The following is a 16,620-nucleotide window of genomic DNA, read 5'->3' as shown; positions in this document are numbered from 1 at the left end:
AATGCCGTAACGCTGAAATATGCCTTCAAGCAACAGCCGGATTTCGATGTTCTCGACAATGTTCTCCGGCGCACTCATTTAGCCGCTTTCCTGCAGCCTCCGCTGCCGGCCGCAGCGGCCGCCGCAACGCCCGTTCTGGCCCGCGAATACAGCCAGACCCGCAGCAAGGATAGCAATTGTTCTGTCTGCACTGGCTTTGAAACATAATCAGAGGCGCCGGCCTCGATGCACTTTTCCCGATCCCCCATCATTGCTTTCGCGGTCAGAGCAATGATCGGCAGCGATTTAAATTTGGCGAGCTTGCGGATGGCTCTCATCGTCTCGTAACCGTCCATTTCCGGCATCATGATGTCCATCAATACGAGGTCAATATCTGGCGTCTCCTTCAGAAGAGCGATGCCATCCTTGCCGTTTTCAGCGGAGACGACCTGTATATGATGCCGTTCAAGCACAGCGTTGAGCGAGAAGATATTGCGGACATCATCATCCACGACCAGCACCTTTCTTCCCCGGAGCAGCGGATCGATCTTGCGCACCTGCTCCAGGATCTTTTGCTTCGGCTCCGGCAGATCGGCCTCGACCCGGTGTAGAAACAAGGTCACCTCATCCAGCAGCCGCTCTGGTGAATTCACGTCTTTGAGAACCGGGGTCCCAGTGATGTCCTGGAGCCGTTTTGCTTCCTCGCCAGTAAGCTCCCGTGCCGTGTAGACGACAATCGGCAGGCTGCGTAAATCAGGGTCTGCCTTGATTTTCTCGATAACTTCGAAACCGTCGTCCGACCCCGGATCCAGCACCATACAGTCAAAGTGCGTCTGTCTCAGCTTGTCGAAAGCCTCGGTGCCGTTGATTGCTGTCGTGATCTTCACATCGCCGTTGCCGATGACGTTGATAATGCGCTCGCGTTCAACAAGGTCGCCTTCCAACACCAGCAGATTCTTCACCTTGCGCAAGAGGAATTCGTCGATCCGGGCGAAAGCCCGGCTCAGCTCCGCTTCATCCGCCGGCTTCGCCAGGGTTGCTAGTGCGCCCTGGCTACGGCCCCGTTCCTCTTCCCCATCGACCGAGATGACGTGCACCGGGATATGACGCGTGGCCGAATCATGTTTCAGCTGATCGAGGACCGCCCAGCCACTCATGTCAGGCAACTGAATGTCCAGGGTTATGGCATCCGGGCGATATTGCCGGGCCAGCGCCAGGCCGTTTTGTCCCTGCAACGCCACCAGCGCCTTGAAGCCACGCTCTTTGGCGAAATCGCGCAGGATGCGCCCGAAATGAGGATCGTCTTCGATGATCAGCATCACCCGGTCGCCTTCCGCGATCCCAAAGCGATCATCATCGACCATGACCGCCACCAGGGGTGCGGACACGTCATCTTTTTCGCCCTGGTACGCTCGGACTGCAGGCCACCCGATACCCGCCCCGGCATTGCCGCGTTTGCCCATATCAGGGACCGGCCCGCTCACGCGCATCGGTGAGTGGTCATGGTCACGGCCAGGCGGTGCAATGTGATGCAGCGGGAGATAAAGTGTGAATACGCTGCCCACTCCCGGCGTGCTCCGCAGCGTAATCTCGCCGCCCAGCAATGCCGCCAGCTCGCGGCTGATCGCCAGTCCCAGTCCGGTGCCGCCATAGCGCCGACTGGTGGTGCCGTCAGCTTGCTGAAACGCCTCGAAGATCGCTCCCTGCTTCTCCGGGGCGATGCCGATACCCGTATCACTGACGGCGAAAGCAACCACAGTCGCGGCGCGATCGAGCGTTGGATGACCAACCGTCCAGCCTACCGTTGCCGGCTGGATCTCAAGGCTGACACTGCCCGCCGAAGTGAACTTGAAAGCGTTCGACAGTAGGTTCTTGAGAATCTGCTTCAGACGCCTCTCGTCGGTGAAGAGCGTGGATGGCAAAGCTTTCGCCAGATCGATGGCGAACTCGACCCTCTTGTCTTCAGCAATATGGCGGAAAGTTTGCTCCACGAAACCGCGCACACCGGCGAATGGTACTTCGTCGATATCGGCCGCTACCATCCCGGACTCGATCTTAGACAAGTCAAGAATATCGTTGATAAGGTTCAGGAGATCATTGCCGGAGCCGAAAATTGTTCCGGCGTATTCCACTTCTTTATCGCTGAGATTCTGTTCCGGATTGTCCTTCAGTTGCTCGGCAAGCAACAGCAGACTGTTGAGCGGCGTGCGCAGTTCATGCGACATATTCGCAAGGAATTCCGACTTATATTTGGAGGTCAGCGACAGCTGGGCGGCCTTCTCTTCCAGCGAGCGCTTGGCCAATTCGACCTCTTCATTCTTGCGCTCCACCTCGGCGTTCTGCTCGGCCAGCAGGCGCGCCTTTTCTTCGAGCTCCTCGTTGGTCTGCTGCAGCTCCTCCTGCTGGCTTTGCAATTCGTAGGCCATCTTTTGCGATTGCTGCAGCAGCGCTTCGGTGCGGGAGTTGGCCTCGATGTTGTTGAGCACGATGCCAATACTCTCGGTCAGCTGCTCCAGAAACGCCAAGTGGGTGGGGCTGAAGCGCTCGAAGGACGCCAGCTCGATCACCGCCTTAGTCATCCCCTCGAACATGACAGGCAGCACCACGATATTTAGCGGTGGCGCCTCGCCCAGGCCGGAGCTGATCTGTACGTAATCGCTGGGAACGTTGGTGAGAAGGATGCGCTCGTTCTCCAGGGCGCACTCGCCGACCAGCCCTTCACCCAGGCGAAAGTGCCTGGACAGGTGCTTGCGCTCCCTGTAGGCATAGCTTGCCTGGAGGGTAAGCAGGGCCTCTTCGCCCTCGCCCTTCATACCGTAGAAGGCACCGTGATGAGAATTGACCAACGGCGATAGCTCCGAGAGGATCAGCTTGCACACCGCCAGCATGTCGCGCTGACCCTGCAGCAGGCGGGTGAAGCGGGCCAGGTTGGTTTTCAGCCAGTCCTGCTCGGTGCTCTTGTCGGTGGTTTCCTTGAGATTGAAGATCATCTCGTTGATATTATCTTTGAGCATCGCCACTTCGCCCTCTGCCGCCACCCGGATCGAGCGGGTCAGATCCCCTTTGGTAACGGCCGTTGCCACCTCGGCGATGGCGCGTACCTGGGTAGTGAGGTTGGCGGCCAGCTGGTTCACGTTTTCCGTGAGGTCCTTCCAGGTGCCGGCGGCGCCCGGAACCTTGGCCTGGCCGCCGAGCTTGCCCTCTACGCCCACCTCGCGCGCCACGCTCGTCACCTGGTCGGTAAAGGTGGCAAGCGTATCGATCAAGCTGTTGATAGTATCCGCCAGGGCGGCGATTTCGCCCTTAGCCTCCACCGAAAGCTTTTTCTTCAGGTCGCCATTGGCGACCGCTGTCACGACCCTAGCGATACCGCGTACCTGATCGGTCAGGTTGGTCGCCATCAAATTCACGTTGTCTGTCAGATCCTTCCACGTACCTGCCACGCCCGCGACCTGCGCCTGACCGCCCAACTTGCCTTCCGTGCCCACATCGCGTGCCACGCGGGTAACCTCGGCGGCGAAGGTGCGCAGCTGTTCCACCATGCCGTTGATGGTGTTCTTGAGTTCAGAGATTTCGCCCTTGGCCTCGACGGTGATCTGCTTGGAGAGATCGCCATTGGCTACCGCGGTCGTAACCAACGCGATATTCCGGACCTGACCGGTCAGGTTGCCGGCCATCTGGTTAACGTTTTCCGTGAGATCCTTCCAGGTGCCGGCAACGCCCACTACTTGCGCCTGGCCGCCCAACTTGCCCTCGGTGCCTACCTCACGCGCCACCCGCGTCACCTCTGAAGCGAACGAGCCGAGCTGGTCTACCATGGTGTTGATCGTGTTCTTCAACTCCAGGATTTCACCTTTTACGTCCACCGTGATCTTCTTCGACAGATCGCCATTGGCGACCGCGGTGGTGACTTCGGCGATGTTACGCACCTGACCGGTCAGGTTGCTTGCCATGGAATTAACGTTGTCGGTGAGATCCTTCCAGGTGCCGGATACGCCCGCCACCTGCGCCTGGCCGCCCAGCTTGCCCTCAGTGCCTACTTCGCGCGCCACCCGCGTCACCTCGGAAGCGAACGAGCCGAGCTGCTGCACCATGCCGTTGATGGTGTTCTTGAGTTCGGAGATTTCGCCCTTGGCCTCGACGGTGATCTGCTTGGAAAGGTCGCCATGGGCCACCGCCGTGGTGACCAGCGCAATATTGCGAACCTGACCGGTCAGGTTGCTGGCCATGGAATTAACGTTGTCGGTGAGGTCCTTCCAGGTACCGGATACGCCCGCGACCTGTGCCTGGCCGCCGAGTTTGCCGTCGGTACCTACTTCGCGCGCTACGCGCGTTACCTCGGAGGCGAACGAGCTGAGCTGCTCAACCATGGTGTTGACGACGTCCTTGATCTGCAGAATCTCGCCCTTCACTTCCACCGTGACCTTCTGGCTGAGATCGCCCCGGCCGATCGCGGTGGCGACCTTGGAAACGTCTCGTAGCTGCACGGTGAGATTGCCGGCCATTGCGTTCACATTGTCGGTCAGGTCCTTCCAAGTGCCCGCCACGCCCGCCACCTGGGCTTGACCACCGAGCTTGCCGTCGGTACCCACCTCGCGCGCCACCCGCGTCACCTCGGAAGCGAACGAGGCAAGCTGCTCGACCATAGTGTTGACGACCTTAGCAGTGCGCATGAACTCGCCCTGCATTGGCATACCGTCCGCTTCCAGCACCATTCGCTGGGTCAGGTCACCCTTTGCCACCGCACCGATGACGCGCGCCATCTCTGTGCTCGGGCGGCCCAGATCGGCAACCAGCGTGTTGATTGACTCAACCTGACGCGCCCAGCCGCCATTCACCGACCCCAGCGATAAACGTTCCGATAATTTCCCCTCCCGGCCTACGACCTCGCTGAGCCTAGCAAGGCCATTGGAGGCATTTTCATTAAGCTCGATAATATCGTTGAGTACGTCTGCGATTTTGCCATCAACGCCAGTCCAGTCCATGGGCATGCGGGCCGAGAAATCACCTTTTTTTACCGCGATCAAAACAGCCAATAGTAGCTTGCGGTCGAACTCTCCCTCGGGCACTTGCTCCCTGATCTCGGTACTCATTTTTGCTCTCTATAAAAACGTTCGGTTTTCGATAGGCTCGAAGCGCGAGTATTAACCTGCTAGGCCGCTATCGATGTATTCGCTGTCAGTTGCGGGGTGATTCGAACCGCTTATTATCGCGACGTACCGATTGTTAAACTGTGACCGATGACCCGAATATCAGTCCCCCAGCAAAGCCCCTTTCAACGGCCAGCCCCGTCGGTCTGCCGCTTACTCCCGCTCTGGGACAAGCCGCTATAAGGCTCTCCGCCCATACAGTTATCGATAAGCTCTTTTACGCGGACAGCAAGATCCTGCATTAGGAACGGTTTGATCATGATGTGCATGCCGGCCTCAAGCTTGCCGTTACCCATCACAGCGTTTTCCGCATAGCCCGTGATGAAAAGGACCTTTAGCTCAGGCTGTTCGACGCGGGCTGCATCAGCCAATTGACGCCCATTCATACCTCCCGGAAGGCCTACGTCTGTCACTAACAGATCCATCCGTGCGCTGGACTGTAGTATTTTCAAGCCCGACGCCCCATCCGACGCCTCAAGCACGGTAAAACCTAGGTCTTCAAGCACCTCCGCCGCCAGCATCCTCACCGTTGCTTCATCATCTACAACCAGTACCGTCTCGCCGTTTCGGGCGATGGTTTCAGGTGCCTCAGCTTGTTCATCGCTGACCGGCGTGTCCGTTGCTTCCGAATCATAACGGGGCAGATATAGGCATACCGTCGTCCCGTCGCCAACGCCAGACGAAATATGGGCTTGCCCGCCGGACTGATTTGCAAAGCCGTAGACCATGGAGAGCCCCAGGCCGGTCCCGAATCCTAGCGGTTTCGTGGTAAAGAACGGCTCGAATGCGTTGGCAACCACATTCGGTGGCATACCCATTCCGTTATCAGCCACACAGAGAGAGACGTACTGCCCAGGCGCAATATCCAGCGCGTTCGCTGCCTCGTCATCCAGTCGGCGGTTAGCGGTCTCGATCTTCAACCGGCCACCGCTGGGCATCGCGTCACGTGCATTGATGCAGAGATTAAGTAATGCATTGTCAAGCTGACTCTGATCTACGCACGTTATCCATAGCCCTTTTGCTGCAGCTATCTCGATATCAACCGCAGGTCCTACGCTACGGCGGATCATTTCCTCCATGTCCGCTACTAACCGGTTTATGTTGGTAGGTTTCGGATCAAGGGTTTGACGTCGAGAGAATGCGAGCAGCCGGTGAGTCAAAGCTGCCGCGCGCCTGGAGGCGTTCTGGGCGGTTTCGATATAGCGATTAATATCAGCCAGCCGACCTTGCACTATTCGCAACTGTAGCAGCTCTAGGCTGCCCGCTATGCCGGTGAGGAGATTGTTGAAATCATGAGCCAAACCACCTGTGAGCTGGCCAACCGACTCCATCTTTTGGCTTTGTCGGAGCTGTGCTTCGGCCTTGGCCAGCGCATCTGCTTGCTTTTTTTCTTCCGTAATATCTCGGCCAACCGCATTGATCACATCGTCGGCTAATCGAGCCGACCAGCTGATCCAACGGTAACCACCCTGTTTGCAGCGATAGCGGTTCTCGAAGGACGTATCGGGTTGTTTTTCCGGCGATAAGTGAGCTCTTTCCTGGGTCCTCTCAAGGTCGTCTGGATGAACCAAGTCAAAAATACAGGTCCCGATCAGCTCCGCCTCGGCCCAACCTAACAACTCTTTCCACGCTGGATTAGCAGCTATGACCGTGCCGTCAAGCTTGGCACGAATCATCACAACGCCCGAGAGTTCCCACAGCTGATTACGGTCCTGAGTACGAGCGGCCACCTCATTTCGGAGCGATGCTGTGAGCTCCTCAAGCGCAAGCTCTGCTTTGCGCCGTCGCGAGATATCGTTAAAGAAAATCGCGACCCGATGTGTGGCTGGATCGCCTATTCGAAGCGCGTGTACATCGTACCAACGGCCAAGTGCTTCGGCAGTCTGCTCAAAGCGCACCGCTTTACCGGTCAAGGCTACTTCACCGTAGATTTCGAACCAACGTTGCTCGTGTTCCGGGATAAGGTCCCGCATCCACCGACCTTCAGCCCCGACAAGGCCAGTTTGCTGTTCGAAGGCAGAGTTCGTCTCGATGTATCGGAAGTCTACCGCCCTGTCTTGCTGCTCAAATTTAACTTCAATGACGCAAAAACCTACGTCGATCGCTTCGAACAGGGTGCGATAATGCTCCTCACTTGCTTCGAGTCGCTGGCCGGCCAGATGCTCTTCCGTTCGGTCGCGGAGAATTTTCATGAACCCAATGAGTTGTCCGTCACCGTCTTTTCGCAGCGGGGTAAGAACTCCGGAGGCCCAAAATAGTGAGCCGTTGGCCCGGAGATGCCAGCGCTCGTCGATCGCACGGCCGCTTGCCAACGACAGGAGCATCTCAGCCTGAGGCCGGCCCTCTGCTCGATCTTCAGGCGTAAAGATGCGTTCTACCGACAGCCCTCGCATCTGCTCCCCCGACCAGCCGAAGATACGATCAGCGCCGATATTCCAATCAGTTAACCTGCCGGCTTGGTCCGTGACGATGATTGCAAAGTCTGGCGAACTGTCGAAAATAGCGTGACGTTGTTGCTCGATCGCTGATCGACCACTTTCAAGTTGCTGCGCTTCCAAGCGTGCAACTTCTGCTTCCAGCGCCTGGATGCGGCGCTTTAGCTGTTCAATCTCGTACAACAGGCAAACCTCTCGGGCAATTCTTTCTAACCGGGATGCAGCGGGCAGGAGTCGAAACATGCACCCCCAGCGTAATCGTGATGGCTACATGCTTACGACCCGCAACAGAAAGCAAGTCTTGCTCTCTTGCCCAATTGCAAGCGGTAACATCACCCCGTCCATGCTGTTGTTGGCAACATCAGGCTCAGGCCGCACCTGCGGTACCGTGCCATGAATGATAGGCCCCACATCTTTTTACAGGCGCTGACAAGCACCACCATGACAATTGAGCCACCCCATCGACCGAAGCGCAAGCTGATAAAGGGGTACTGCCTGGATTGAGCTGTTCAATCGCGAAGGGCTTATGAAGCTGTAATAGAGCCCCGTTTTATCAGAGGCCAGCATTAAAGCTCCTGCCACCGTAGCCGATATATCGACCACATCGCCGTCATGCTCAGTGGGATGGGGCAAAGGTTCCAGGTCTCTCGCCGCGCTCCTATTCTGGGGAATTTGCATACCCATGCGACGCATTATCCTGTTGCTTAATTGCTTGGCCGTGCTGGCGATTATTGCGGGCGCTTTCCTCTACTACCGAGCCAGCTATCACGCCCATGTCAATAGCGATTATGCACTGGCCCGTGAGGAGTTATTACGCCTTAGCGATTACGTGGAGCAGCAGTCCGCCTCCCGCCGCCGAGCCGTTGCCGCCCTGGTGGTGGCAACCGATGCCTCGGCTTACCTTGAGAGGCCAACACCGGCGGCCCAAGAGGCACTGATCTCAGAATTCCGCGCGCTGAGTGAAACACTTAACGTAACCACTATCTATCTGCTCGATGCCGAGGGCGAGACCGTAGCGTCAAGTAACGCCGGCGAGCAGCGCAGCTTTATGGGCCAGAATCTCAGCTTTCGGCCTTATTTCCAGCAAGCCATTGCCGGTAAACCTGCACAGCAGATTGCAATGGGAAAGGTGTCAAAGGTTGTCGGCACATACTTCAGCCATCCTGTACCTGGCGCGAATTCGCCGCAGGGGGTCCTGGTTGTCAGAGCGACCACGCCGCCGATACCGCTTGGGGTGTTGGTGGTAAAAGCACCCCTCGAAGTGCCACAGCTCGAGGCATTCGCGACAGCGCCGCAAGCCTCGGATCCATTGCGCAATTCGATCATGATGGTGGTAAGCCCAGAGGGAAACATACTGGCAGCAAACCGCGCGCGCTGGAAAAATCGCCAGCTGCCAGTAGCGGCGCTACACGGCGCCGATAATCGACGGCTGGAGCTGTACGACGAAGAGTATCGCGTAATAGGTCAGCCGCTTGCCGATTTCCCTGGTTGGCAACTGGTTAGGCTGAGCACGGCACACCATTGGGCGCGACATATCTTGACGCCACTGCTTGCTCCAACCGGGCTACTTTACCTGCTCCTGCTTACAGCACTGGCGATTGGCATGGTGATACTTAATCGCACGGCGGCGCGAGAGGTGCGTCGTCGTCAACTGGCAACGCTCCGATTGCAGCGGAGTCGGGCACGCTATCGCAAGCGCAGTGAGCAGGACTCACTGACGGGGCTCTACAATCGCGGGCGATACGACACGGATCTAGTTTTAGAGATGCAACGGAGCGAGCGCTACTCGCGCCCACTGAGCATGGCTCTGCTCGACCTGGACCACTTCAAGAAAATCAACGACCTTCACGGGCATCATGAGGGTGACCAGGTGCTGCGCCTGATACGCGTCTGATAAAAGAGAGTTTGCGAGGAACTGATTCAGCTTATCGAATAGGTGGAGAAGAGTTCCTGATACTGCTGCCAGAAACAGGATCAGACGCGGCAAAGACGTTACATCGGAATATCCAAATGCCCCGCTGCTTCGCCTGCGGCCGGGGCCATGATCTTGCGGAACATTCAAAAAACTATGAAGTTGGACTGCGTATCGAACCGCCCCGGTGTCGGCACTGCAATGGCAAGATTCGTCCCGGAGTCGTCTGGTTCGGCGAGTCGCTACCCGACGCGCCTATCCGAGCGGAATTCGACGCGGCTCGCCATTGTGGATGCCTCCTGTCGATTGGCACCTCGGGCGTCGTACAGCCTGCGGCACGCATTCCTCACGTCGCGCTTGAGCATGGCGCAACGGTCATTCATATCAACCCGAGACCGTCAATATCTAACACCGGCGAGAGTTTTACCTGTAAGGATTGGCGGGAAATGTATTACCGGAACTGGTCCGCCAAGCATTTCGTTCAGTTGGATAATCCGACCCACACTCCTACAAACTAAGGGTACTGTGGGCGATGCATCGTTCAAACGAACCTGGCGCTCCCTATCGCGCTCCCTGGCGTCCGAACATTGGACTGCTCGCAGCCCACAGCCCATCCTCCACTGTCTGAATGACCTCCCCGGAAACATTGCTAGCAAAACGCCAAGCCTGAATATGGAGCTCCCCCTCCACCGGTGGCAACCAATGGGAGACCTGCATTGCATATGTCCCTCTAGGTCCGAAGCCAAGATGCTGCTTCAGTCGGGTCATCAGAGAGCGCGAGCTGCCAACATATAGAACTCGCGAAGCTTGGTGGAGCCGAGCATAGGCCCGGTTGCCGAGCCGCTTTTCCTTTGCGTCGCTAAATGCTGCATGGAGCAGCTGAGCGCAAACCTGCTCCGACGCGTCGATGCGGTAGATGTACTGGGCGTCAGTCGAAGAACGCTCGGCCCATTGCTGCATCGTAGCCAAGCTCGCGTGGGAGTAGCCGACACGTATTTCATTGAGCGGCACGGAAAGACTGCAAGTGGAGTCAATAGAGGCAGCTTCAACTTGCTTCGCGAGCGTGCAGAGGTTGGATGCAATTAATCCCAACAGTTTTTGATCGATCATTGCTTCACTTACGTTCAGGCGCTCTACCCTTTGTTAAAATCGCGCTTGTATTTCTAGGACGCCGACCTGATCCACCACGACGCAGGCGGCAATGCACGTCTGCAACAGGCAGGTTTCAAGGAACGGGTGATATTAAGAGTTTCAGATTGGTGAAGAAGCATAGCTCACGCGCGCGTCAATTGGGTAAGTAACTGCGCTTCGATGAAACGCGTCCTTTACTGACAGGCCTTCATGATGTTCTCGATAATGGTTTCTCGCAAAGCAGAAATACCGCTCGGGTAACCGTTTGTTGGGTCTCGGAAATGGGCGGTCGTCGCATTACATGCACGCCTATCAAAGCTGGTATTGTCACAAACGATTAAGAGACTCCGTCCATTCTAAGAAGAGCCTGCCCTTGCCAGGGCCTCTTGGGGACTTTGGGCGAGGAGCAATGGAGCGGACTGACTCACCTTTTAGTCTTTAGTGGCCCGCTTTCCTAGGCGTACGGCGAGCACGTCGCATGGAGCAGAATGCAACATCCCGTTGGCGGTAGAGCCGAACAGCAAGGCCATGCCGTGCCGACCATGGCTGCCCACCATGATCAGGTCAGCATGCAGCTCGCGTGCAGCACGATGAATCTCATCCCGCGCGTCGCCGTAAGCTAGCCGTGGTGGCTCTGTGGGCAGGCCCGGGCATTCCGCCGCGAAGGATTCCAGGTATTGCTGCGCCTGTTCAAACAGCTCCAGTTTGAACTTAGGCAGGTCCAGCGCTGCCTCACCACCGAATGCCATCTCTATCAGTTCAACAACGTGAATCGGTACGATCTTCGCACCATTGGCGATAGCCAAGTCCCGAGCGCGCGCCAGGATCTGGCTGCATTCCTCGTTCAGGTCTATCGCGACTACTATGTTTCGGTAAGGCATACGGCTCTCCATATAAGTGAAAGCACCTTGGAGCAACCCGGCAATTAAGCGATGTAGTCTTTCAACTCGTTTACCAATGCGGCTGGAACGCTAATCTCGCTGCGATGCCTGGCACGCGCTGCATAGCGACGCTGGCCAGGCAATCGCACGCCGTCTTGAGCAAGCATTGCCTGAAACAACTGCTCCGCATGTCTCACATAGCCGGGACCGAAAAATTCAGCGTCGATAAGTATCATTAGGTGCGCCACATTTGGCGCCTCACCCTGCGCATCGAAGAACGAACTGGCCTGGAAACCGAAATGGCTGCCGGTCAGTCCGGCAGTCAGTAGTTCGATCATCATCGCTAGCGCCGCACCCTTTGCATCGCCTGCAGGAATCATGCTGCCCGCCAAGGCTGCGTCAGGGTCAGTGGTCGGACGCCCTTCAGTATCGATGGCCCAGCCATCCGGAATTGGTTGCCCGGCTTTTTTTGCGATCATTACCTTTCCACGCGCGACTTTCGATAATGACAGGTCAATCACCATCGGATCTTCATCGGTGCGTGGTGAGGCGAATGCTATAGGATTGGTGCCGAACAGCGGCGTGTGCCCGCCCCAAGGAGCCATAGCCGAAGGTGCGTTACTAAAAGCCAACGCCAGCAGACCTTCACGCGCCGCCTGCTCGACATGGTAGCCGGCCACCCCGAAATGGTGGGAATGACCGATACCGAGGGCCACAATGCCGTGCTGCTTGGCCAGCGGAATCGCTTGCTCGAGCCCCGCTGCTACTGCCGCAAAGGCCAGCCCGAAACGAGCGTCGACACGTACCACCGCCCCGCGAACATCGACCTGCGCGCATGCGCGCGCATTTACCTTGCCGGTTTTCGCCTGTTCAAGATAGAACGGCAGCCGTGATAACCCATGTGAGGACAATTCGTCGCGCTCGGCCATCACGAGCGCGTCAGCAGTAATGCGAGCTTCCTTTTCGGGCATGCCGACCGAACGTAACGCCTCAAATGCGAGCGAAACAGCCTGATCTACTCCAATAGTCTGGTTCATGCATTCGCCTCCAGTGCCCGACGGACATTGTCGATGGTGATCCAGCTGATACGCGTGTTCGATTCCTGAGTGACCCCGGCGATATGTGGCGTCAATAACAGATTCGGTGCCCCCTCCAACGGCGAACCGGCTGCTAGTGGTTCCTCAGCGAAGACGTCGAGCATAGCGCCCGCCAACGCGCCATCACGCAGAGCGGCAGCTAGCGCCGCTTCGTCGACGATACCGCCGCGCGCAGTGTTGATCAGTACGCTATCGGCGCGCATCGCTGCGAGGCGGCTGGCATCCAGCAGGTTACGGGTCTCGTTGTTAAGCGGGACATGCAGGCTCACTGCGTCCGCTGCGCTAAGCAGCGCCTCAAGGCTCTCCAGACGTTTGACGTCTGCCCATATCGCGTCGCCAGTTTCTACAAAGGGGTCAAAGGCCATCACTTGCATGCCCAACTGGCGCGCCCGTTGCGCCACCTCGCGGGCAATCGCGCCGAGACCAACCAACCCCAAGACAGAACCTGACATTTCGTGGCCCATCATCGCCTGACGCGGCCATTGCCCGGCGAGCACCAACGCTGTGCCCTGGTAGGCCTTGCGGCGCAGCATGAGAATGCCAGCAATCACATATTCGGCAACCGCAACGGTATTTCCGCCCTGCGCTGGTAGTACCGCAATGCCCGCTTCGCGACAAGCCGCGACATCGATGTTATCGAGCCCGACGCCTAAGCGGCCGATCGCCTGCAAGGTCGGAAAACATTCGAGCAGCGCCCGGTCCACTTGGGTGCGGTTGCGAACAATGATTGCCTTGACGCCAGCCCCGAGGGAAAGCAACCGCTGCCGATCATCGACCAGCGCAGGGTCAAATAGCACGTTATAGCGCCGACCAAGTTCGTCCGCCGCAGGCTTGTCCATGAACTCGGTAATGATCACATCGTACATTTGAACCTCCACTTTAAAGGTTTCGCCAGAGCACGCCATCAGGCAGCGGCACATCGAGCAAAAGGGCGAATAGGCCGTAAAAGAAACCAATAATGGCCAGAATCGCGAGCCCATAGATGAGGGCGCGCTTGGTATTCCATTCATGAAAGTGCGCTACCACGGTCAGAGCGATCGTGCCGAGCAGGCTGGAGGCCAGGAAGCCAAGCGAGTTCAACGCGAACGCCCAAGCTAGGATGATGCCCACCAAGGCCAGACGGCGACCGACACTGCCACCTTCAGGCCTCGCATCGTGCGAGCGGACGGTGAAAGCCTTCACCAGCAGTATCAGGCTGAGCAGCAACAGCAGCGCTGCAATGGTCCGTGGGAACACGCTGGCCATGGCCGAGATATCACGGCTAAATACGATCGCGCCAACCGCCACAACGGCCATGATGGTCGCGAGAATACGGTCAGAAGCGGTGGTATCGCGGCTGGTCGCAAGGTTTGGCGCGCTCATGACAGAACCTCCTTCGATTGCTGACGACGCCATGCATTCCACAGCGGGAGGAGCGTGGCCGCGAGAATCAGCACGATGATGCCGATCGAGATCGGGCGACCAAAGAACACAGCTCCCAGTGAGCCAGTCGCATTACCCATCAGGTAGCCCTGAACAAACCCCTGTTCCGCGATCGGACCGAGGATAATGCCCAACACGATCGGCGAAGGCTTGATGCCAAACCGGCAGAGCAACCAGCCAAACGCACCGAGCAGTACCATCAGCACGACGTCGAAGGGATTGTTACGGATCGCGTAGGTCCCGATGATTGTCATAAAGGCGATCGCCGGTACCAGTAGCGCCTTAGGGATCGCAACGATTGACTTGAATGCATAGCGACCGATCAGCAGACCGATTGGCAGCATTAATAGCGTTGCAATCGCCAGTCCGCCGATGAAGGTGTAAGTGACGCCCGCCTGCGCGCCAAACATTTCCGGTCCGGTACGGAAGCCCTGCACTAGCAGCGCACCGAGGATCACTGCATCCGGCGGCGTTCCTGGAATACCGAGCACAAGCGTGGGAATGAACCCCCCCCCTACCGTCGCGTTATTAGACGACTCGGTAGCGATCACGCCTTCAGGCGCGCCCTTGCCGAACGACTGAGGATTTTTCGAAACGCGGCGAGCTTCGGAGTACGAAACCAAGCTGGCTATGGAACCGCCTGCGCCCGGGAGAATGGCAACGATGGTGCCAATGATGCTGCTGCGCATTGCATTGAACTTGCCGCGCCAGACCAATGCCAGACCTTCAGCAAGACGCAGACCGCGTCCCTGTTCCGGCGGGTCGAGATGAGCACCCGGCTTAGAAACCAAGTCAATCAGCACCGGAATGCAATACAAGCCTATCAGCGCGGAAATCTGCTCCACCCCGCCCAGCAGAAACTGCGAACCGAAGGTATAGCGAATGTCACCGCCGACCACAGCAAGGCCCACCGTGGAGAGCAGTAAGCCGATTGCCGCACCAATGAAGCTCTTCAGCATCGAGCCGTCGGACAGCGCCGAGATAACAGTCAGGCCGAAAATCGCCAGCCAAAAATACTCCACCGGCCCGAACTTCAGGGCAATCTGCGCAAGCAGCGGGCCCAGCGTCACCAGCGCGAGGATGCCGAACATTCCACCCATGGTTGACGACAGCGTCGACAGCGTTATCGCCAGGTCGCCGTTGCCGCTGCGCGCCATCGGGTAACCGTCGAAGGTAGTGGCAATCGCAGCCGGTGTCCCGGGCGTGTTGATCAGGATTGCGGAATAGGAGCCTCCGTAAATAGCACCGGTGTAGATGGCACCCAGCATAATCAACGCGGCTTCAGGCGACATGCCGAAGGTGATCGGCACCAGCACCGCGACGGCCATGGTTGCAGAGAGGCCCGGCAAGGCGCCGATCGCGATGCCTGCCGTAACCCCTAGTACCGCCAGCAATAGGTTGAACGGAGATAATGCCCCGGCCATGAGCGTGAGAATTTCCATGACACACCTCGCGGTATCGTGCGTGGATGGACTATTTGAGCATGCCCATCGCGCGGGCTGAATTCGTATAGGCCGTCGTCTGCTTGGCCAGGAAAGCGGGGATCTGAGGCAGCGGCACATCGATCAGAACGAACCCCAACTCCTCCATCTGTTTGCGGAATTCAGGGTTCTGGTTGATCTTGCCGAAGATCCCACTGAGCTTCTCTGTGGTCTCGGTGGGTGTATCCTTGGGTACCGCCATCCCCCGGTACGCGCCACCCAACATGTCATAGCCAAGCTCCTTGAAGGTCGGCACGTCCGGGAACATTGGATGGCGCTCTTCCGAGGCAACGGCCAGCATGCGCAGTTTTTCACGATGGTTGGCTGCCACGGTGGTGTAGCCCCAAGATGCACTCACTTGGTTGCCGAGCACTGCGGTAACCGCCTCACCGGTGCCTTTAAAGGGAATATAGGTTGTGACAATGCCGGCCAGCTTGTCGAAGGTGGTCTTGGCGACATCATTGGCGCCCTGCGTTCCGCTGCCGGAAAGCGTCACTCCGCCTGGCATCTTCTTAGCGGCCGCAACGAAATCGTCGAGGGTCTTGAATGGGCTGTCGTTATTTACCACTAATGCGTCTGGTGAATAGTGGAAGTAATAGAAGTCCTTTATGTCTGCCGTCTTGAAGCCGGCAGCCTTGTCGAGCGGCTTGAGAATCAACTGCGGCAGGTTGGTTCCCATAATCGTGTGACCATCGGGCTTCATACTGTTGAGTTGCGACCAACCAACCGCTCCGCCACCGCCGGCCATGTACTGGATCACCAGTTGCTCGCCGGTGAGTTCTTCGAAGTATTTTTGCTGCAGGCGCGCACTGATGTCGGACTCGCCACCCGGTACAAAGGGAATAATGTACTGCACGTTTCGCTTGGGGAAATCCTCGGCTGCGCTGGCCGAGCTGCTGAATAGGGAAAAGCCAAGGACCGCGCTGAGGAATGAGCCACAGCACATTTTTTTTGCAGATGAGAACCGGCGCATAATCGTCTCCGTTATTTTTGTATTCGAGACAGGCCCTTCGTGGGCCAGCTGTTTTCTGATGCGGTTACGTTTTTTCGCCCCTGGTCAATAGCCAGGGAACACCGCCCGCAAGGCGGGCAGATTTAGGGTCAAGCGCTTTCAAACAGACGGGTCAGCACG

Annotated in this window: 11 protein-coding genes; 2 read left to right on the top strand and 9 right to left on the bottom strand. The window is 57.6% G+C overall.

Going from position 1 to position 16,620, the window contains the following annotated elements:
- Positions 1 to 74: 74 nt before the first annotated feature.
- A complete protein-coding gene (locus H3028_RS19825) occupies positions 75 to 5,072 on the bottom strand; it encodes a HAMP domain-containing protein (protein WP_181298936.1) in 4,998 nt (1,665 codons plus the stop codon).
- Positions 5,073 to 5,254: 182 nt separating this feature from the next.
- Positions 5,255 to 7,747 (bottom strand): PAS domain S-box protein, encoded by a 2,493-nt coding sequence (locus tag H3028_RS19820; protein WP_309109570.1) that lies wholly within the window; start codon positions 7,745 to 7,747, stop codon positions 5,255 to 5,257.
- A gap of 499 nt (positions 7,748 to 8,246) precedes the next feature.
- Between H3028_RS19820 and H3028_RS19815 the strand changes: the two genes are divergently transcribed.
- Together H3028_RS19815 and H3028_RS19805 are read left to right on the top strand one after the other, a co-directional pair.
- Positions 8,247 to 9,458, top strand: coding sequence for a sensor domain-containing diguanylate cyclase (locus tag H3028_RS19815; protein ID WP_181298935.1), 1,212 nt, complete (start codon positions 8,247 to 8,249; stop codon positions 9,456 to 9,458).
- A gap of 11 nt (positions 9,459 to 9,469) precedes the next feature.
- On the top strand, positions 9,470 to 9,994 hold the full coding sequence (locus H3028_RS19805; RefSeq protein WP_375154436.1) for a Sir2 family NAD-dependent protein deacetylase: 525 nt from the start codon (positions 9,470 to 9,472) through the stop codon (positions 9,992 to 9,994).
- Between the two features lie 43 nt (positions 9,995 to 10,037).
- Here H3028_RS19805 and H3028_RS19800 read toward each other — a convergent pair whose 3' ends face one another.
- The 7 genes from H3028_RS19800 to H3028_RS19770 form a co-directional block, all read right to left on the bottom strand.
- Complete coding sequence (locus tag H3028_RS19800; RefSeq protein ID WP_181298934.1) at positions 10,038 to 10,586, bottom strand: GIY-YIG nuclease family protein; 549 nt, start codon at positions 10,584 to 10,586, stop codon at positions 10,038 to 10,040.
- A 452-nt stretch (positions 10,587 to 11,038) separates the two neighbouring features.
- Positions 11,039 to 11,488 carry a universal stress protein gene (locus tag H3028_RS19795; RefSeq protein ID WP_181298933.1) on the bottom strand — a complete coding sequence of 150 codons (450 nt, stop codon included), beginning with the start codon at positions 11,486 to 11,488 and terminating at the stop codon, positions 11,039 to 11,041.
- 44 nt (positions 11,489 to 11,532) lie between these two features.
- Entirely contained in the window at positions 11,533 to 12,525 is a 993-nt protein-coding gene (locus H3028_RS19790) for an Ldh family oxidoreductase (RefSeq protein ID WP_181298932.1), read from the bottom strand.
- Positions 12,522 to 13,451: a hydroxyacid dehydrogenase gene (locus tag H3028_RS19785; protein WP_181298931.1), complete on the bottom strand. Its 930-nt coding sequence runs from the start codon at positions 13,449 to 13,451 to the stop codon at positions 12,522 to 12,524. Before H3028_RS19785 ends, H3028_RS19790 begins: the two co-directional genes overlap by 4 nt.
- 13 nt (positions 13,452 to 13,464) lie before the next feature.
- The gene (locus H3028_RS19780) at positions 13,465 to 13,947 is read right to left on the bottom strand and encodes a tripartite tricarboxylate transporter TctB family protein (protein ID WP_181298930.1); all 483 of its coding nucleotides are present in this window, start codon (positions 13,945 to 13,947) and stop codon (positions 13,465 to 13,467) included.
- Positions 13,944 to 15,449 carry a tripartite tricarboxylate transporter permease gene (locus tag H3028_RS19775; protein ID WP_181298929.1) on the bottom strand — a complete coding sequence of 502 codons (1,506 nt, stop codon included), beginning with the start codon at positions 15,447 to 15,449 and terminating at the stop codon, positions 13,944 to 13,946. The genes H3028_RS19780 and H3028_RS19775 overlap by 4 nt, the downstream gene beginning before the upstream one ends.
- Positions 15,450 to 15,480: 31 nt before the next feature.
- Entirely contained in the window at positions 15,481 to 16,461 is a 981-nt protein-coding gene (locus H3028_RS19770) for a tripartite tricarboxylate transporter substrate binding protein (protein ID WP_181298928.1), read from the bottom strand.
- Between the last annotated feature and the right edge of the window lie 159 nt (positions 16,462 to 16,620).

Origin of the sequence: Pseudomonas sp. Q2-TVG4-2 (assembly GCF_013620795.1) — a bacterium.
Lineage (GTDB): Bacteria > Pseudomonadota > Gammaproteobacteria > Pseudomonadales > Pseudomonadaceae > Stutzerimonas.
This window is presented reverse-complemented; position numbering and strand designations above follow the sequence as displayed.